The sequence below is a fragment of the Idiomarina sp. genome (assembly GCF_019431395.1).
Lineage (GTDB): Bacteria > Pseudomonadota > Gammaproteobacteria > Enterobacterales > Alteromonadaceae > Idiomarina.
On sequence record NZ_CP080268.1, the window covers coordinates 1,691,533 to 1,710,597 of the forward strand.

General features: G+C 49.4%; 12 protein-coding genes and 1 pseudogene. 6 read left to right on the forward strand and 7 right to left on the reverse strand.

Annotated elements, in window-relative coordinates:
- Positions 1–5: 5 nt before the first annotated feature.
- The 3 genes from secD to KZ771_RS08305 form a co-directional block, all read right to left on the reverse strand.
- Positions 6–1,850 (reverse strand): protein translocase subunit SecD, encoded by a 1,845-nt coding sequence (gene secD, locus KZ771_RS08295; RefSeq protein ID WP_133538947.1) that lies wholly within the window; start codon positions 1,848–1,850, stop codon positions 6–8.
- A gap of 28 nt (positions 1,851–1,878) precedes the next feature.
- Positions 1,879–2,214 (reverse strand): preprotein translocase subunit YajC, encoded by a 336-nt coding sequence (yajC, locus tag KZ771_RS08300; RefSeq protein WP_133538948.1) that lies wholly within the window; start codon positions 2,212–2,214, stop codon positions 1,879–1,881.
- A 128-nt stretch (positions 2,215–2,342) separates the two neighbouring features.
- Positions 2,343–3,866, reverse strand: coding sequence for a sigma 54-interacting transcriptional regulator (locus tag KZ771_RS08305; protein WP_290572157.1), 1,524 nt, complete (start codon positions 3,864–3,866; stop codon positions 2,343–2,345).
- A 158-nt stretch (positions 3,867–4,024) separates the two neighbouring features.
- Here KZ771_RS08305 and KZ771_RS08310 point away from each other — a divergent pair, with 158 nt between their 5' ends.
- Positions 4,025–4,642 carry a trimeric intracellular cation channel family protein gene (locus KZ771_RS08310; RefSeq protein WP_290572159.1) on the forward strand — a complete coding sequence of 206 codons (618 nt, stop codon included), beginning with the start codon at positions 4,025–4,027 and terminating at the stop codon, positions 4,640–4,642.
- A 2-nt stretch (positions 4,643–4,644) separates the two neighbouring features.
- The gene (locus KZ771_RS08315; RefSeq protein ID WP_290652855.1) at positions 4,645–8,010 is read left to right on the forward strand and encodes a PAS domain-containing hybrid sensor histidine kinase/response regulator; all 3,366 of its coding nucleotides are present in this window, start codon (positions 4,645–4,647) and stop codon (positions 8,008–8,010) included.
- Here KZ771_RS08315 and KZ771_RS08320 read toward each other — a convergent pair.
- Together KZ771_RS08320 and KZ771_RS08325 are read right to left on the reverse strand one after the other, a co-directional pair.
- Positions 7,960–8,616 (reverse strand): response regulator transcription factor, encoded by a 657-nt coding sequence (locus KZ771_RS08320; RefSeq protein ID WP_133539005.1) that lies wholly within the window; start codon positions 8,614–8,616, stop codon positions 7,960–7,962. The two genes, KZ771_RS08315 and KZ771_RS08320, sit on opposite strands and share 51 nt — an antisense overlap.
- A 129-nt stretch (positions 8,617–8,745) precedes the next feature.
- Positions 8,746–9,243, reverse strand: a complete 498-nt coding sequence (locus KZ771_RS08325) for a TonB-dependent receptor (protein WP_290652857.1) — start codon at positions 9,241–9,243, stop codon at positions 8,746–8,748.
- A gap of 916 nt (positions 9,244–10,159) precedes the next feature.
- On the opposite strand from KZ771_RS08325, the gene KZ771_RS08330 reads away from it, so the two are divergent.
- Positions 10,160–11,521, forward strand: a complete 1,362-nt coding sequence (locus tag KZ771_RS08330) for a hybrid sensor histidine kinase/response regulator (RefSeq protein ID WP_290654829.1) — start codon at positions 10,160–10,162, stop codon at positions 11,519–11,521.
- Here the strand turns inward: KZ771_RS08330 and KZ771_RS08335 are convergent.
- Positions 11,410–12,033 (reverse strand): annotated as a pseudogene (locus KZ771_RS08335) (response regulator transcription factor); the annotation flags it as partial. The gene KZ771_RS08330 and the pseudogene KZ771_RS08335 overlap by 112 nt on opposite strands.
- A 129-nt stretch (positions 12,034–12,162) precedes the next feature.
- Positions 12,163–14,376 carry a TonB-dependent receptor gene (locus tag KZ771_RS08340; protein ID WP_290652859.1) on the reverse strand — a complete coding sequence of 738 codons (2,214 nt, stop codon included), beginning with the start codon at positions 14,374–14,376 and terminating at the stop codon, positions 12,163–12,165.
- 223 nt (positions 14,377–14,599) lie between these two features.
- Here KZ771_RS08340 and KZ771_RS08345 point away from each other — a divergent pair, with 223 nt between their 5' ends.
- The 3 genes from KZ771_RS08345 to KZ771_RS08355 are packed head-to-tail and all read left to right on the forward strand — an operon-like array spanning position 14,600 to position 18,732.
- Complete coding sequence (locus tag KZ771_RS08345) at positions 14,600–15,892, forward strand: GntP family permease (protein WP_290652861.1); 1,293 nt, start codon at positions 14,600–14,602, stop codon at positions 15,890–15,892.
- Between the two features lie 9 nt (positions 15,893–15,901).
- Positions 15,902–17,557 (forward strand): long-chain fatty acid--CoA ligase, encoded by a 1,656-nt coding sequence (locus KZ771_RS08350; RefSeq protein ID WP_290652863.1) that lies wholly within the window; start codon positions 15,902–15,904, stop codon positions 17,555–17,557.
- On the forward strand, positions 17,554–18,732 hold the full coding sequence (locus KZ771_RS08355; RefSeq protein ID WP_290652865.1) for a homoserine O-acetyltransferase: 1,179 nt from the start codon (positions 17,554–17,556) through the stop codon (positions 18,730–18,732). The genes KZ771_RS08350 and KZ771_RS08355 overlap by 4 nt, the downstream gene beginning before the upstream one ends.
- Positions 18,733–19,065 lie beyond the last annotated feature (333 nt).

Consider the following 19,065-nt stretch of genomic DNA (forward strand, 5'->3'; position numbering starts at 1 on the left):
ATCGCCTAAATCGAGAGTTTGCTCAGGCGTTTACCGCCCCAGACTGAATTAACAATAGCGCGCGTACCGACGATTGCTGTGAACATCGAGGTAATAATACCGATTGCCAGGGTTATCGCGAACCCTTTGATTGGACCATTACCAATCGCGAACAAGATTAATGCCGCAATCAGTGTGGTCACGTTGGCGTCGGCAATGGTCGATAGGGCGCTGTCATAGCCGTGGTGTATTGCTTGCTGTGGACTACGCTTGTCTTTGATTTCTTCGCGTATCCGCTCAAAGATCAACACGTTTGCGTCCACTGCCATACCAACAGTTAAGACGATACCTGCCATACCCGGTAAGGTCAGTGTCGCGCCAGGAATCATCGACATAACACCAATGATCAACACGAGATTTGCTGCTAGTGCACAGTTCGCAACCAGACCAAATTTACGGTAATAGGCGACCATAAACAGTAGCACTAAGATAAAGCCCCACATGATGGCTTGCGTACCCGCATCAATATTTTGCTGACCCAGGCTCGGGCCGACCGTGCGTTCTTCAACAATTTGAATGGGTGCGATCAAAGCCCCGGCACGAAGTAGCAAGGAGAGGTTTTGCGCCTCTTGCGCCCCGACACCAGTAATGCGGAAGCTACTACTCAAGCGTGACTGAATAGTCGCGACGTTGATTACTTCAGCGCTCTTAGTGAACTGTAAATTACCGTTCTCGTCGCGCTCTCCAGTGGCATTGTACTCAATAAATACGGTTGCCATGGGTTTGCCAACATTATCCTTGGTTGCCATCGATATTTTGTTACCGCCGGCTCCGTCCAAAGTAATGTTAACCTGCGGGCGGTTATACTCATCATAACCAACACCAGCATTCACGATATGATCACCGGTTAAAATGACATCTTCTTTTAGCAACTGCTGCGGACCGTCACGCATTGGCAGTAATTCACTGCCGAATGGCACGCGACCACTGGTCGCATCGCGCACGTCATTTTCAGTATCTACCATGCGGAATTCAAGCGTCGCAGTAGCGCCCAGAATTTCCTTAGCTCGCGCCGTATCCTGCACACCCGGTAGCTCAACAACAATACGGTTAGAGCCCTGGCGTTGAATGACCGGCTCTGCCACGCCCAGTTCATTAACGCGGTTACGCATGATAGTGATATTCTGAGATACCGCATAATCACGAGTTTCCGCCAGCTTTTGCTCGGTCATACGCAATTCAAGCAATTGCTCATCGGGTGTTTCGAACAGCTGGTAACCCTGGTAGCGATTATCCAAGTAAGTCGCAGCCGCCTGGTAAGCTTCGTCACTGCGAAGTTCGACTCGAACGCCAGTGCCATCAACATCGACAGCCGTGTAACGAATACGCTCTTCACGTAATTCGTTGCGTACGGTGTCTTTCATGCCGTCAAGAATTTTGCGCATGGCTTCATCCATGTCGATTTCCATCAGGAAGTGAACACCACCACGCAAGTCGAGGCCTAGTTTCATGGGTTGTGCGCCAACGGCTTTTAGCCACTCAGGCGTTGCCGGGGCCAAATTAAGCGCAACGATATAATTATCGCCCAATGCGTCAACTAACGCTTCCCGCGCCTTGAGCTGTTCGTTGTCAGAGTTAAGTCGAACCAGGATCTGCTGCTCTTCTAAAGCAACTGACTTTGGCGAGATGTTCTCGCTTGAGAGCGTATTGCGTACACGATCAAGTGTCGCGGTATCAATAGTGGCCTGTCGATCTGCGGAAATTTGAACTGCTGGGTCTTCGCCGTAAATATTTGGCAGCGCATAAAGCGCTGCCACCAGAACGACAAAAATAACCAGCAGGTTTTTCCACAACGGGTATTTATTTAACACGTCGTGCCTGCCTTTGTTGTTACTGCAATTACAGTGACTTCATGGTGCCTTTAGGTAGTACCGAGGTTACCGCTGCCTTTTGCACGGTGACTTCCATTTCTTCAGTCAATGCAATCACGATAAAATCTTTGTCATCGCTTACTTTTGTAATGCGACCAACCATTCCGCCCTGGGTAAGAACTTCGTCGCCTTTGCTTAGCGATGATACCAACTCTTTGTGCTGCTTAACGCGCTTCGCTTGCGGGCGATAAATTAAAAAGTAAAAAATCAGACCGAACATGACCAGCATGAAGATAAGTTCCATACCACCACCTTGCGCTGCGCCAGCGTCTTGAGCATAAGCAGGACTAATAAAAAAGCTCATAAGTTTCCCCAATCAAATTAATTTATATTGTTTTTTTGCACCCTGTCATACATAGGGACAAGGTGCCGCAATTACAAGTGGAACAGGTCGGATAGTCTAGCAAAAATTTGGCAGGAAAGAATACTCAATCAAATATCATAACCCATGGCTTTCAATCGCCGCCGCATACCAACTTGAGAAACCTGCAGTTCCCACATCATCTGTTCGGTGTCCCCGCGATATTTTTCGTAGCACGATTTTAGCTCCTGCTCAGCCAGATCCTGGGCAGTTCTTAATCCATCAAAGCGTTGTATTAACTGATAAACCGATGCACGTGATATCGACAGCTCACGAGCCGTAGCCTGCAACTCAAAACGGTTTTTCTGCAACGCCTCGGTCAATTCCTCGCGCCCAATGGTATTGGGCTTGCGACCATTGCCATTATGCTTCACGGTATCGGTCACATCACGAAGATTGGGTTTTGGCTTTAATATAGACAACAGTTGCTGATCTAACTGTAGCGATTCTTGTTCACGGCTATCAATAACCGCCTGCCGGGCAACATTGCGCAGCTGCCGTACATTACCGGGCCAGTTGAAACTTAAAATCCGGGCAATAATAGCGGGAGGTATCCGCAACTCAAATGGTCGACCCGGATAAATCTTTTGCCACTGTTGCTTAACAAAGTGCAAAAACAAAATACTTACGTCTTCCAGCCTGTCGCCTAATGGCGCTAAGAATACCTGATAAGCAGCAAGTAAATTAGTTAATTGCCACAATTTGGAACCATGTGAACAAGGGCAGGCATCATAAATACTAGTGGCAATAATACGACAGGTCACCGGCTGCTGCTGATCGCCATTAACAGCCACATAAGAACCACTCGCCAGTGCAGCAAATAAGCTTGAGATTACAACTTCAGAGGCATCCTCTAAATCTTCGAGTACTAACGTCCCGCCTTCGGCTTGCGAAAAATAGCCCGGCGATGTTTGCCCCGAACGGCTTACACCGAACAGTTCTTCTTCTGCGACCACATCATGAATCGCCGCCAGATTGACCACCACAAATGGCTTGTCGCAGCGTGAGCTATCGCGATGAATTTTATAGGCGGCCTGCTCTTTCCCCGAGCCTGTTGCGCCCCGAATAATCACCGGAATATCCAGTTGCGCGATGTGCTCAAGCTTACCCGTTAACGCATGAATATCCGGACTGATGCCTTTTAACAAGGCGTCTTTTTTTAACCGACTGTCTTGCAACGGCAAAAGCTTAAGTAGCAAAACGACTTTATTACTCAGGGTGATAGTAACCCCGCTGCTTATATCGCTCTGGCTCAGTAAATATTCACTTTGCTGCGCACGACCTTCAATACGAACACGCGTGCTGGTTGAATGTCCCCGAATCCGGTACACGTCATCATTGTCCTTTTGGATGATTACCGGCGAGCGACTTAAATGAGGGTCGTTTAATGGTTTTCCCGCATGACCATTTTTACTGAAGTCGGGTCGATTACGGCTAACGTAATCCCGCTCGTCAGTAACCATACCAAGCAGAGGGGCTGTCTCGCCGACTCGCTCCAGGTCCGGGTGAAGTGCGATAATTAACGTGGGCACATACTCTACACGACAAGCAATATCGTCGTCAGTATGTTGGGTTTTCATTTCTGCAACATTCATCTTTAGCGCTAGTCCTTAGCATTACGACGTCTCGTTAGATAATTCATTGTACGAGATTGATGATAAAATAGCCAAATAATTTAAACCGCCCAATGCTACCAATCTCGCCGTTATAATGACAAACTGCATTAAAAAGTACGTTATGGATTGCAGCCCAAATGGACATTATATTTTATTGGACAGACCAAGCTGGCGTGGCGGTATTTGCAGTCGCGGGCACGCTGTTAGCCTTTCGTAAGCACATGGACGGATTCGGCGTTATTATTTTGGCATCAACTACCGCCATTGGCGGCGGTACCGTCCGTGATCTTATCCTCGGCCTGCCGGTATTCTGGGCGCACGACCCAACTTATATTTACACGATTCTTATCGCGGCGTTGTTAACTATTATCTGGTTACGCTATAAAGCATACATCCCAATGACCACACTACAAGTCGCTGATGCGGTCGGTTTAGCATTTTTTGCGACCATGGGCGCACAAAAAGCACTGGCAGCAGGCTTTGAGCCATTTATTGCAGTCATTATGGGCACTATTTCGGCTTGTTTTGGCGGCATGATACGAGACGTTCTGGCCAGAGATATACCCATGGTGCTAAAAAGCGAGCTTTATGCAACAACCTGTCTGGTGGGTGCGAGTGTTTATGTGCTGTTGGTTCCCTACTATCCGGTCATTGCCCTGGCGGCCGGTATGTTGTCGACACTTGCAATACGCCTGGGTGCAATAAAGTATCTATGGTCGCTACCCGTGTTTCCCGATCATAATGAGCCGCATTAACCATGCTCTCAGTTACCCTAACCGTCGCGGTTGCCGTTGTTTACCTGCTGGTTTTATTTACCATTGCCTATCGCGGTGACCGCACCTGCACGCAACCTCCTAAGCCCTACCGCTATGCCTTGGCACAAGGGGTTCACTGCACGTCGTGGGCTTTTTTTGGCACCGTAACACAGTCGGCACATTATGGCTGGGCCTTTGCCCCTACCTATATCGGTGCCATTTTTGTGTTTTTAGTCTTGCATGGCGTACAACTGAAATTACTCAATTATTGTAAAAAGCAGAATATCACATCCATTGCCGACCTGATCGGTACCCGTTACGGCAAATCCCCCTTACTGGCCAGCATCGTAGCAATTATCGCATTAATTGCAGTGGTTCCTTACATCTCGTTGCAACTACGTGCGGTTACCGCAAGTTTTGCTGCGGTAACCGGCTTTGAACACGAGCCGTTTTGGTTGTTTGACCTGTCGGCCTTAGTTGCACTGGTGATGATTGGTTTCGGCTTTTTATTCGGCACCCGACGACTCAGCTTAGCCGAGCAGCACGGTGGCTTAATGGACGCTGTTGCGTTTGAATCGGTAGTCAAACTTATCGCGTTTGTTGTGGTTGGGCTTTACGCGACCTACGGTTTGTTCGATGGTTTTACCGATCTACTGACACAGAGCTTGAATAACAGTCTGACACTTAAAACGCTGCAGGGCGCCGAGAGTGGCACATACATCTATATCGTGCATATTTTACTGGGTGCACTGTCTATGTTCTGCTTACCGCGACAGTTTCATGTCAGTTATGTAGAGAACACCCACAGCGACGAACTTCGTATTGCGCGATGGGGTTTTCCGCTGTATCTGTTTGCCATTAACTTCTTTATTTTGCCGATTGCCCTGGCAGCATTGTTAATTGCGCCGGAACAAGCGTCCACCGATACCTTTATGCTGGTTATTCCGCTCTCCAGCGGCTCGCAAAGCTTATCCCTTACTGCCTTTATCGGCGGACTGGCAGCTGCCACCAGTATGGTGATTATTGCGCTGCTGGCACTGAGTATCATGATTTCTAACGATGTGGTGATGCCATTATGGTTACGTATTGCACGCCGGCGATTAACCACGTTTAATTTCTCACCTGGCCGTATTCTCTGGGTTCGCCGCATCACCATTGTGGTTGTTATGCTGCTTGCGTACTTTTATTACCAATTAACCATCGACTCTTTGCCGCTGGTTAACTCGGGGCTGCTGTCTTTGGCACTGCTGGCACAACTGGGTCCGGGTATCGTCGGCAGTGTGGTTTGGCAACGCAATAGTCAGTTAGCTGTTTTCAGCGGGCTGTGTTTAGGCACCTTGGTTTGGTTCTTATTATTGTTTATACCGGCACTGGATACGGCTAATCCGATTTCTGACGTACAGGTTGCTGATGGAGTTGTATGGAGTTTATCGTTAAACCTACTCACTTATATCGTCGTCTCGCTATGCTCGCGGCCGGTAACCGAGCTAGGTAGTGGTTCGGCGTTCAATGCAGAGTTCTCACGACAGCCGAGCATTACCTGGCAACGATTACGGTTATTGCTCGAGCGCCTTTACAATCCGACCCAACTGAGCGCCCTGCAGCGCAAACTGGCCATTGACCTGGTCAGTCACGATAGTTACACCGGTGTTCCTGCTCCCACCCTAATGCGACTAGAGCGTGAACTTGCCAGTATTATCGGAACCTCAGCGACACGGCTGTTGTTTGACACCATTTCCGAGCAACAGGATTTGCCGGTAACCAAGGTCGTTGACTGGGCAACAGAGGCATCTAAACTTTATCAATTTAATCGTGAATTACTGCAAGCCTCGGTCGAAAATATCCCGCAGGGAATAAGCGTTATTGATGGTGATTTGCGGCTGGTAGCCTGGAACCGTCGCTATCTGGAAATTTTTGATTACCCCGACGGTTTGGTACGCGCCGGTATGCCGGTTAAGGAGTTATTGCAGTACAACGCGGACCGTGGCCTGCTCAATGGCGTTGAAAATGGCGATACCGCGACTGAAATTAAAAAGCGCTTAACCTACTTACGCGAAGGTAGCGCTTATAAATACCAGCGCGCCCAGGGTAGCTCGATTATCGAGCTACAGGGCAATCCCATGCCGGGCGGCGGCTTTGTTACCACCTACAGTGACATTACTGAACGGGTGCAGGCACAGCGGGCATTGCAGCGTATTAACACCGAACTTGAACAGCGCGTTAACGAGCGAACCGAACAGCTACTAATGGCCAAACAGGCAGAAGAAAAAGCGCATCAGAGTAAGTCACGTTTTTTTGCCGCCGTCAGCCATGACCTGATGCAACCCTTTAACGCTGCCAGCTTATTCTGCGAAATGTTACAAGCGCAAAGTAATCCCCAACAAGCACCGATGGTATTAAATGTGCGCCGTTCGCTGGATCATGCTGAGGAATTACTCACCATGCTACTCGATATGACTAAGCTTGATGCCGGTAATCTTAAGCCCGAGCCACAGACTATCTCGCTTGACTCTATTCTGACTCCTCTGGTTGAGCGATACCAAGCGATGGCAGCGGAAAAAGGCATAAAGTTAAGTTATTTATACAGCTCTGCATCAATTTCAAGTGATCGCAAGTTGCTCACCCGTATCATTCAAAACCTCCTCTCCAATGCGCTGCGGTATACCCACCTGGGCCGCATAGTCGTTGGTAGCAGACGCCGCGGCGAACAACTTGAACTGTGGGTTATCGACACCGGCGAAGGAATTCCGGAGCATAAACAGAAAGAAATTTTTAAAGAGTTCCATCAACTGCAATCTGGCGGTGATAACCCCGGGCTTGGTTTGGGACTCTCCATTGTGGAACGTATTTGCCGGCTCATGGACCTCAGCATTGAGCTGTATTCTAAACCCGGCAAGGGCACAGCCTTTAGCATAAAGCTTCCGGTTGTAAGCTGGAGCAAGCAACCTCTTGAAGAACGCACCCAGGCGCCAGCCCTGGTTAACGAAGTATTGTTAAATAACGTGCGGGTTTTGGTGGTTGATAACGATCCTCGCGTATTAAACGCGACGGCGTCACTGTTGGAACAATGGGGGGCAGACGTACAAACCGCACAAAACTTGGCCCAGGCCAAATCAGCTCAACGCGTTGACTTACTGTTTGTCGATTATCATCTGGATGACGGTTTAACCGGTATAGAGGTGGTTAAAACGCTGCGCAATCTGTGGCATGCTGATGTCACTGCCATTATTAATTCAGCTGATCCTGACGAGCAATTACGCGAGCAGGCGCTGGAAATAGGCGCACATTTTATTCCTAAGCCGTTAAAAAGTGGCGCTTTAAAAAGACTCATCAAACGACTCAGAAGCAGCCAGCATTTGCCTGAATAAAATGCCAGCTTGCGTACGGTTGATGCAATCTAGCTTGCGCAAAATCGCTGACGCATGCTGTTTAATCGTTGTCTCCTGCACGCCGAGCTCGTAAGCAATTTGCTTGTTTAACAAGCCATCAGCGATGCACTTAAGTACTTTAAATTGCTGTGGCGTGAGTTGTTCCAGTTTATTGGCGAACGCGGTCATTTCTTCATCCGTATCGTCGATAACGTTCTGCATCGTCGCAGGTAGCCAATTATCACCAGCTAATACCGTCTGCACAGCTACTTTCCACTCCGGTAAGGGTACCGATTTGGGAATATAGCCGCTGGCACCCAGTGCCATCGCCTGACGAACAACGCGCGTATCTTCGTTGGCAGAGACAATGACCACCAGCACATCTGGATACTGGCTGCGCAATAGCGACAAGCCTGTCAGGCCTTGATTGCCCGGCATGGAAAGATCGAGAAAAACCAGTTCAATCTGAGGGTGTTCCGGCAATACTTCTTCAAGCTGTTGAAAGCTTGAAACTTCGATAATATCTGCTGATAAACAGTCGGCGATGGCTTGTTTCATCGCTGCGCGAAATAACGGATGATCGTCAGCAATTATAGCTCTGGCCATTGGTGTTGTCGGTGTTGAAGAATTGATAATGACCATGCTAACCACTTTTTAAAAAAATGCCAGCGGCCAGGCTCACAGGGAGTGGCCTAACCGCCGGCAAACCACGAGAGGGTTTGCTTGCCAGATTAACTAGAAGCGATAACCAACTGACAGTGACACCGTGCGCGGGTCGCCGTAGTAACCAGTGACGATATTTTCGCCAAAGGTCGAACCGAAGTTATAACCTGACACACGATATTCCTCGTCGAGCACGTTTTTGGCGTGCAAGCCAACAGTCCATTGTCCAGAGTTTGAATACCACACCAGACTGGTATTGGTTAGGCTATAAGCTTCTTCATCCAATGGAGACGGCACTTCAAAGATTTGTGTATCGTCGCGGTAAGATACACTACCCGACCAAACCAATGAGCCACTTTCCAGCGCAAACTCTTTGGTAAAGCCAAGGTTAGCCGTTACTTTTGGCGTATTTTGGAATGACCACAAGTCGGACACATCTTCAACCTGCTGGGTTTCGGGGTTAAAGAATTCAACTGAATCAAACTCGGCATCGATGGCAGCGGAAAAAGGCATAGTTGGGTTATTTGCGCAGCTCTGCATCAATTTCATGATCGCAAGTTGCTCACCCATTATCTAAAACCTCCTTCCAATGCGCTGTGGTATACCCACCTGGCCGTATATGTCGTTAGAAGATGCGCCGCGGCGAACAATTTGAACTGTGGGTTATCGATACTGGCGAAGGAATTCCTGAGTATAAATAGAAAGAAATTTTTAAAAGAGTTCCATCAACTGTAATTCAAGGTGATAACCCTGGCTGGTTTGGGGCTATCTATTGTGGAACGTATTTGCTGGCTCATGACTTTAGTGTATTGATCTGCATTCTAAACCCGGCAAGGCACAGCCTTTAGTACAAACTCCCGGTCGTAAGCTGGAGCAAGCAACCCTTAAAGAACGCAAATTGTGCGCCCCGCCTGGTTAACGAAGCACTGTTAAATAATGCGGGTTTTGGTGGCTGATAACGATCCTCGCGTATTAAATTGCATTTAAGTCACTAAGTTGGAACAATGGGGGCAGACGTACAAACTGGCACAAACTTGGCTCCAGGCCAAATCAGCTCAACGCGTTGACTTACTGTTTGTCGATTATCATCTGATGACGGCTTGTCCGGTATAGAGGTGGTTAAAACGCTGCGCAATCTGTGGCATGCTGATGTCATCACATAATTCAGCTGATCCTGGGATGAGCAATTACGCGAGCAGGCGTTGAATAGGCGCACATTTTATTCCTAAGCCGTTAAAAAGTGGCGCTTTTAAAAGACTCATCAAACGACTCAGAAGCAGCCAGCATTTGCCTGAATAAAATGCCAGCTTCTGCGTACGGTTGATGCGCGGGTAATCTAGCTTGCGCAAAATCGCTGACGTACGCTGTTTAATCGTTGTCTCTGCACGCCGAGCTTCAAAGCGGTACGGGTTAATTTGCTTGTTTATTAACCTACTTACGCGAAGGTAGCGCTTATAAATACCAGCGCGCCCAGGGTAGCTCGATTATCGAGCTACAGGGCAATCCCATGCCGGGCGGCGGCTTTGTTACCACCTACAGTGACATTACTGAACGGGTGCAGGCACAGCGGGCATTGCAGCGTATTAACACCGAACTTGAACAGCGCGTTAACGAGCGAACCGAACAGCTACTAATGGCCAAACAGGCAGAAGAAAAAGCGCATCAGAGTAAGTCACGTTTTTTTGCCGCCGTCAGCCATGACCTGATGCAACCCTTTAACGCTGCCAGCTTATTCTGCGAAATGTTACAAGCGCAAAGTAATCCCCAACAAGCACCGATGGTATTAAATGTGCGCCGTTCGCTGGATCATGCTGAGGAATTACTCACCATGCTACTCGATATGACTAAGCTTGATGCCGGTAATCTTAAGCCCGAGCCACAGACTATCTCGCTTGACTCTATTCTGACTCCTCTGGTTGAGCGATACCAAGCGATGGCAGCGGAAAAAGGCATAAAGTTAAGTTATTTATACAGCTCTGCATCAATTTCAAGTGATCGCAAGTTGCTCACCCGTATCATTCAAAACCTCCTCTCCAATGCGCTGCGGTATACCCACCTGGGCCGCATAGTCGTTGGTAGCAGACGCCGCGGCGAACAACTTGAACTGTGGGTTATCGACACCGGCGAAGGAATTCCGGAGCATAAACAGAAAGAAATTTTTAAAGAGTTCCATCAACTGCAATCTGGCGGTGATAACCCCGGGCTTGGTTTGGGGCTATCTATTGTGGAACGTATTTGCCGGCTCATGGACCTCAGCATTGAGCTGTATTCTAAACCCGGCAAGGGCACAGCCTTTAGCATAAAGCTTCCGGTTGTAAGCTGGAGCAAGCAACCTCTTGAAGAACGCACCCAGGCGCCAGCCCTGGTTAACGAAGTATTGTTAAATAACGTGCGGGTTTTGGTGGTTGATAACGATCCTCGCGTATTAAACGCGACGGCGTCACTGTTGCAACAATGGGGGGCAGACGTACAAACCGCACAAAACTTGGCCCAGGCCAAATCAGCTCAACGCGTTGACTTACTGTTTGTCGATTATCATCTGGATGACGGTTTAACCGGTATAGAGGTGGTTAAAACGCTGCGCAATCTGTGGCATGCTGATGTCACTGCCATTATTAATTCAGCTGATCCTGACGAGCAATTACGCGAGCAGGCGCTGGAAATAGGCGCACATTTTATTCCTAAGCCGTTAAAAAGTGGCGCTTTAAAAGACTCATCAAACGACTCAGAAGCAGCCAGCATTTGCCTGAATAAAATGCCAGCTTGCGTACGGTTGATGCAATCTAGCTTGCGCAAAATCGCTGACGCATGCTGTTTAATCGTTGTCTCCTGCACGCCGAGCTCGTAAGCAATTTGCTTGTTTAACAAGCCATCAGCGATGCACTTAAGTACTTTAAATTGCTGTGGCGTGAGTTGTTCCAGTTTATTGGCGAACGCGGTCATTTCTTCATCCGTATCGTCGATAACGTTCTGCATCGTCGCAGGTAGCCAATTATCACCAGCTAATACCGTCTGCACAGCTACTTTCCACTCCGGTAAGGGTACCGATTTGGGAATATAGCCGCTGGCACCCAGTGCCATCGCCTGACGAACAACGCGCGTATCTTCGTTGGCAGAGACAATGACCACCAGCACATCTGGATACTGGCTGCGCAATAGCGACAAGCCTGTCAGGCCTTGATTGCCCGGCATGGAAAGATCGAGAAAAACCAGTTCAATCTGAGGGTGTTCCGGCAATACTTCTTCAAGCTGTTGAAAGCTTGAAACTTCGATAATATCTGCTGATAAACAGTCGGCGATGGCTTGTTTCATCGCTGCGCGAAATAACGGATGATCGTCAGCAATTATAGCTCTGGCCATTGGTGTTGTCGGTGTTGAAGAATTGATAATGACCATGCTAACCACTTTTTAAAAAAATGCCAGCGGCCAGGCTCACAGGGAGTGGCCTAACCGCCGGCAAACCACGAGAGGGTTTGCTTGCCAGATTAACTAGAAGCGATAACCAACTGACAGTGACACCGTGCGCGGGTCGCCGTAGTAACCAGTGACGATATTTTCGCCAAAGGTCGAACCGAAGTTATAACCTGACACACGATATTCCTCGTCGAGCACGTTTTTGGCGTGCAAGCCAACAGTCCATTGTCCAGAGTTTGAATACCACACCAGACTGGTATTGGTTAGGCTATAAGCTTCTTCATCCAATGGAGACGGCACTTCAAAGATTTGTGTATCGTCGCGGTAAGATACACTACCCGACCAAACCAATGAGCCACTTTCCAGCGCAAACTCTTTGGTAAAGCCAAGGTTAGCCGTTACTTTTGGCGTATTTTGGAATGACCACAAGTCGGACACATCTTCAACCTGCTGGGTTTCGGGGTTAAAGAATTCAACTGAATCAAACTCGGCATCGATATAACCCAAAGAGCCGGTAAAGTTCAGCGTTGATGTCGCGGCAAAAGTCGACTCAATTTCAAAACCCTGTACCGTCGAATCAGCAGCATTTAACACCTGAGAGGCCACACCACCGCCCTCAATCGCGCGCTGTACGGTTACCTGCATGTCTTGATAATCGGAGAAGAAGGTCGCCGCGTTTACGCGCATACGCCCATCGAGCAGCTCACTCTTAACACCAAACTCTACAGTATCCACAGTCTCTGGATCGTAAGGGTTTGAGGCATCTGGGTTTAGTGATACATCCGCGCGCATATCAACACCGCCCGACTTAAAGCCATTGCTGTAACTTGCATACAGCATAACGGCCGGATCGACCTGGTAGCTTACACTGGCGTGCGGACTAAACTTGCTCCAGTCTGCCTGAGTAGTAAAGTCCGAGTTAACTACAATCGGATCAGCGGAGTAATTGCCGCGGTCAAGAAACTTAACGCCGGCATAGGTATAGCGGAACACGTCAGCCGTTTTGTCGTCACGCGTGTAACGCCCGCCTACAGTCACTGACCATTGGTCATCAAGCTGATAAGTCGCCTGTCCAAATACCGCTTCGCTGGACGTATCGACACAACCGCCGGTATCGATCGATAAGCCCAGTAAACCTAAGACGGTTCCGAACTCACCACAGGCTTCGCCCTCGTAAAAATACAATCCGCCAACAAAGTCCAGACGGTCGTCCCGATACATAAACTGGAATTCCTGCGTGGTTTGATCATCTTCGTAGATCGCAGGCACCAGCAGCACGGGATTAACCGTGGAGTCAAAGTCGATGTTGGTATTGGTCAAACCCTCACGGTATGCCGTTACTGATTTGAACATCCAGTCGTTATTAATTGCCCAGTCCACGGTCATTGAATAACCTTCGGTCTCGACTTCGTTCCAGGTAGGCATTGCTGTGTAAGCGTCATAAACGTCATTTAATCGCGGCTCGTCGCTAAGCAGAGACTCTTGCTCACGATGGCCACCACGCGCATTGGAATCGTCTTTGGTCCAGTCAGCCGCAAATTTAACGTTGATATCTTTGCTTACCAGCCATTTCGCATTTAGACGACCGGTCATTAACTCTTTGTTATAGTTCTCGTCACCGGTATTAACAAACTCGCCAAAACCATCACGATTCAGAGTCGCGAACGCACCGCCAACATAAAAGTTATCAGCCAGCGCAGTCTGTCCGGAAACTTTTAAATCTGCCTGGCTGTATGATCCGACGGTTCCTTTTATTTCAAATTCGTCATAGCCGGTCAATTCACGGGTGACATACTTCATAGCACCACCGATGGTGTTCTTACCATACAGCGTGCCCTGCGGTCCGCGCAGCACCTCTACTCGCTGCACATCCAACACTTCCAGCACCGCACCTTGCGGGCGGGCAACATATACATCATCGATATAAATACCGACGCCCGGTTCGAAACCCCACAATGGATCCTGCTGACCCACACCACGAATGTAGGCCGTCAGGGTAGAATTAGTACCACGGCTGACCTGGAAGGTTGTGTTCGGCATTTTATATTGCAGTTCAGTAATATCCTCGATGCCATCACGCTCGAGTTCGCCTTCACCGAAGGCGGTTACCGCAACCGGTACTTCCTGCAGGCTTTCACTGGTTCGGCGCGCGGTAACTTCAATACGCTCCAGCTTGCCGTCTTCGGCCTCGGTTGTATCCTGTTGTTCCTGAGCCAAAGCCATTGGGCTGGAGAGCAAAGTAGCGACCGCCGCTGCGACTAACGAATGTTTAAATTTGGGTGTATTCATTGTTGTTCCCCTGACAATATTGTCATTCTTATTGGATTTCCGTTGCTGTTAACGTTGTGTTTTGAACGGACCAGAGTCATGGCTGGTTATTAAGCTAGCGCAATTTGTTAAAAAAGTGATCTGTACCATAGTACTATGGGGCAAAATTTGTAGATAGCGCACAATACAGCTCATGCAACGACTGGAGCATGGCTGTTTCTATTGACTCGTTGCGAGGTATCTCATGTTAAGTATGATTGGACTTGTCGGTGGCCTGGTGCTGCTGATTATCCTTACCCTTCGGGGAATGAACCTGTTTATTAGTGCGCCCTTGTGTGCCGTCGTCGTTGCCTTGTGCAGTGGCATACCGCTATTTACCGGTGAGGTTAATTTTGTAGCCGCCTACATGGATGGCTTTGCCAGCTTTGTTGCCGCCTGGTTCTTTATGTTCTTACTCGGCTCCATGTTCGGTAAGTTTATGGAGGATACCGGCGCCGCCGATAGCGTCGCGCAATGGATTATCAACAAACTCGGGCGTAAACAAGCCGTATTAGCGGTAGTCCTGGCCTGTGCGATTCTGACCTATGGCGGTGTCAGCGTTTTTGTGGTGGCATTTTCCGTGTACCCCATGGCATTGTCACTATTTAAAGATGCCAACTTGCCCCGCCGGTTTATTCCCGCCGCACTCGCATTTGGTTCCGTCACATTTACCATGACCTCGGCCGGCTCACCCGAAATTCAAAACTGGATTCCCATTAAATATCTGGGCACATCGCCTTATGCAGCCTGGGAGGTCAGCCTGGTGGTTGCTGTGTTAATGGCGAGCTTTGGTTATTGGTGGTTACGTAAAATTATCAACCGGGCAATTGCCAATGGCGAAAAATTTGAAGCCCGTGAGGGTGATCCGGTGTTACTGGATCGTAAGCTACCGCGTCCCATTTTAAGCCTTATTCCACTGCTTGTGGTGCTGGGGCTATCGTTTAGTTTTCATGACACATTGGCACAAAACGCATTGATCGTAGCCTTACTTGGCGGCGTCATTTCTATTGCCATCATTAACTTTAAACACTTTCATCGTCCCCAAACAGCCATATCCGAAGCAACTACCGGCGCTCTGGTTGCCATTGGTAACACCGCCGCAGTGGTTGGTTTTGGCAGTATTGCCAAGATCACACCTGCGTTTGATACCGCAGTAACCGCAATGACCAACTTACCCGGCAACGAACTCGTCGGTGCCGCTGTAGCAGTAAGTGTCATCGCCGGCTTAACCGGTTCGGCATCAGGCGGACAGGCTATTGCACTACCGGAAGTCGGTCCACATTACTTGCAGGCCGGCGTTAATCCCGACCAACTGCATCGTATTGTTTCTATTTCGTCAGGTGCACTCGACTCGCTGCCTCACAATGGCTACGTAGTTACTACCATCCGCGCCATCTGTAACGAGACACACAGTGCAGCATACTGGGCTGTTGCCGCGGTTACGGTTGTTGTGCCGTTAATGGGACTTGCTGTCGCTATTGGCTTATTCATGCTGTAAGGAATAAACATGCTAGTATCACCAACCTCAGGAAACATGATGCAGCGGCCGTTGCAAGTTATTGACTTGCTTAAGTTCGGCGCTGCCCGCCATGCCAAACAAGAAATTGTAACGCGCCGTTTAGAAGGCGACATCCACCGCTATACCTATGCCGATTGTTACCGGCGTAGCGCACAAATGGCCCATGCGTTAACGGCGTTAGGCATCAGTCCCGGCGAGCGTGTTGCCAGCCTTGCCTGGAATACCTATCGTCATATGGAACTCTATTACGCCGTCAGCGGTATCGGTGCAGTAATGCACACCGTCAACCCACGACTGTTTGCTGAGCAGATTAGCTGGATTATCAACCATGCAGAAAGTGGCTGGGTCTTTGTTGACTTGAGCTTTGTTGAATTGCTGGAGCAAATCGCTGGCCAGCTGCCTCAGGTAAAAGGCTTTATTATTATGACCGATAAAGCCTACATGCCCAAAACATCGTTACCCAATGTTCACTGTTACGAGGCGCTTATTGAAGAGCAGCCCAGCGATTATGACTGGCCTGACATCGATGAAAATAGCGCGGCATTGTTGTGTTATACCTCGGGTACAACAGGCAACCCCAAAGGCGTTATTGCTTCTCACCGAGCGATGGTGCTGCATGCTCAGGCAACCATTAGTCGTGACATGCTCGACTTAAGCACCAACACGGTACTGATGCCAATGGTGACCATGTACCACGTAGCGGCTTGGGGAGCACCCTATGCCGGGCCTATCTCAGGTTGTAAGTTAGTGTTTACCGGCGATGGAACGTCTGGCGAAGCAATGGCTGAAATGATCCGTTCAGAAAACGTCACGGTTGGGTTAGGTGTGCCAACCATTTGGCTAACCTTGCACAATTATTTAGCTGAAAATGGTCTGGATATACCCAGTTTAGAACGCGTATGCGTCGGCGGCGCGGCATCACCACTGGGGCTGGTTAAAACCTATGACCAAACCTACGGTGTTTACTGGCAACCTATTTGGGGCATGACCGAAACGGGTCCACTAGTACATTCAGCCCCACCCCAGGCCGACATATTGTCACGCAGTAAAGATGAGCAGTATCGCATACAAACCACCGCCGGACGGCCGGTGTTTGGCATTGACGCACGTATTGTTGATGCCGATAACCAACCCTTGCCGCACGACGGCGAAACCCGCGGCGAGCTTCAGGTTCGGGGGCATTGGATTGCCTCGCAGTACTTCCGTAACGACGACCTCAGCAGCTTTCCCGACGGCTGGCTGGCAACCGGCGACATTGCGGTGATTGACGAAGAAGGCTTTATGAAGGTCGTGGACCGGAAAAAAGATGTGATTAAAAGCGGCGGTGAATGGATTAGTTCTCTCGATATCGAAAACATTGTAAGCCAACACCCCGCCGTTAATGAGTCCTGTGTTATTGGCGTCAAGCACCCGAAGTGGGACGAACGTCCGCTATTGCTGGTGGTCCTTAATAAAGGCGAAACGCTGACAAAAGACGCAATCAAACAATTTTTGGATGGCAAAATAGCCCGCTGGTGGACGCCGGACGACGTTGTATTTGTTGATGAATTGCCGCATACCGGCACCGGCAAGCTGGTAAAAAATGAGTTGCGAAAAGCCTACCAAAACTACCTAACAGAAAACTCAACGGAGACCATAAAATGAAACCATTAATTCAACTGGGTAGCCTGCTTCTTGCAGGACTATTTAGTGTCGCGAGTATCGCTCAGCAACCACTACTGGTAGAAAAACAGACATTTACCCTGGATGAGTACACCACCCACGGCGGCGAAACCATCCGTAATGTTAAAGTCGGCTGGGAAGCCTATGGTGAACTAAACGAAGCTAAAGACAACGTGATTTTAGTCACCCACTTTTTTTCGGGAAACAGTCACGCTGCCGGTAAGTATACGCCGGATGATGCTCAGGCCGGTTATTGGGACGCCATTATTGGTCCGGGTAAGGCCATAGATACTAATGAATTTTATGTCGTGAGTGTTGACTCGCTGGTTAACGCTTACCCCAACCTACCAACGGTTGTTACTACCGGCCCCGCCAGTATTAACCCGGAAACCGGCAAACCTTATGGTCTCGACTTCCCGGTTGTCACCATCCGCGACTTCGTCAACGTGCAAAAGGCGGTATTAGAATCACAGGGTATTGATAAATTGCACGCGGTTATCGGTGCTTCAATGGGGTCACTGCAAGCCATTGAGTGGGCTGCGGCTTATCCTGATTGGGTAGAGCGCATGGTATCGGTAATCGGCACGGCATCCATGGATGCCTGGACCATAGCCGGCCTGGAAGCCTGGTCGCAAGCAATAAAACTGGACCCCAACTGGAACGCCGGTGATTATTACGACGGCCAAGCACCGCTTGACGGCGTTACCATGGCACAAGCGTTAATCACCCACGGCGCAATGTACCCAACGATCTTCAACCAAGTAGCGCCAGCCCAGCAAACCCTGCCCACCGAAGGTCTGGCTACCGTTAACAACCAGCTACCAGCAGCCAAATGGCTCTATGACAGCAGCCGCCAACGCGCCCCGCTGGCCGATGCCAATCACATTTTGTACTTAGTACGTGCCAATCAATTGTTCATCGCCGGCCACCAGCAAACACTAAAAGAAGGCCTGAACAACATCAGTGCAAAGACGTTATTCCTGCCCGCCAGCAACGACTTACTGCTAATGCCGTACATGGCAGAAAACGCCGCTGAACAACTCAAAGCACTGGATAAAGACGTCGAAATCGAACACATTGACGGACCCTGGGGTCACCTTGACGGCATCTACAGCATCCAGCAAAAAGCCGACACCCTAAAAGCCTTCCTGCAGTAGCTCGCGCATCCTGCGCGAGGGCGTGGCAGTCAGCAAGACAAGCCCTTTTTAGCCAGCAGCGTTCCTGTATTCAGGGGGACGCTGCAAGTACATCCATGTACGCTTGTTTCCGGCCATCCATGGCCTCCAACACCCCCTGAATACAGGAACGCTGCTGACTAAGGGCTTATCTTGCTGACTGCTGGAATAAATGCTTGGAAGTGACTGGGCGTACGGGTCAAAAACGGCGTTAAGGTGATTGAGCAGCTCCTTAGCCAAGGGTGTCTGGCGCCATGGATGGCGCCAGTCAAGCCCTACAGGGATGTACTTGCGGGCGTCCCTTGGCTAAGGAGT

Coding starts and splice junctions, on each gene's coding strand:
- yajC (WP_133538948.1), bottom strand. CDS start 2,214: ATGAGCTTTTTTATTAGTCCTGCTTATGCTCAAGACGCTGGCGCAGCG.
- KZ771_RS08305 (WP_290572157.1), bottom strand. CDS start 3,866: ATGAATGTTGCAGAAATGAAAACCCAACATACTGACGACGATATTGCT.
- KZ771_RS08310 (WP_290572159.1), top strand. CDS start 4,025: ATGGACATTATATTTTATTGGACAGACCAAGCTGGCGTGGCGGTATTT.
- KZ771_RS08315 (WP_290652855.1), top strand. CDS start 4,645: ATGCTCTCAGTTACCCTAACCGTCGCGGTTGCCGTTGTTTACCTGCTG.
- KZ771_RS08320 (WP_133539005.1), bottom strand. CDS start 8,616: ATGGCCAGAGCTATAATTGCTGACGATCATCCGTTATTTCGCGCAGCG.
- KZ771_RS08325 (WP_290652857.1), bottom strand. CDS start 9,243: ATGGGTGAGCAACTTGCGATCATGAAATTGATGCAGAGCTGCGCAAAT.
- KZ771_RS08340 (WP_290652859.1), bottom strand. CDS start 14,376: ATGAATACACCCAAATTTAAACATTCGTTAGTCGCAGCGGCGGTCGCT.
- KZ771_RS08345 (WP_290652861.1), top strand. CDS start 14,600: ATGTTAAGTATGATTGGACTTGTCGGTGGCCTGGTGCTGCTGATTATC.
- KZ771_RS08350 (WP_290652863.1), top strand. CDS start 15,902: ATGCTAGTATCACCAACCTCAGGAAACATGATGCAGCGGCCGTTGCAA.
- KZ771_RS08355 (WP_290652865.1), top strand. CDS start 17,554: ATGAAACCATTAATTCAACTGGGTAGCCTGCTTCTTGCAGGACTATTT.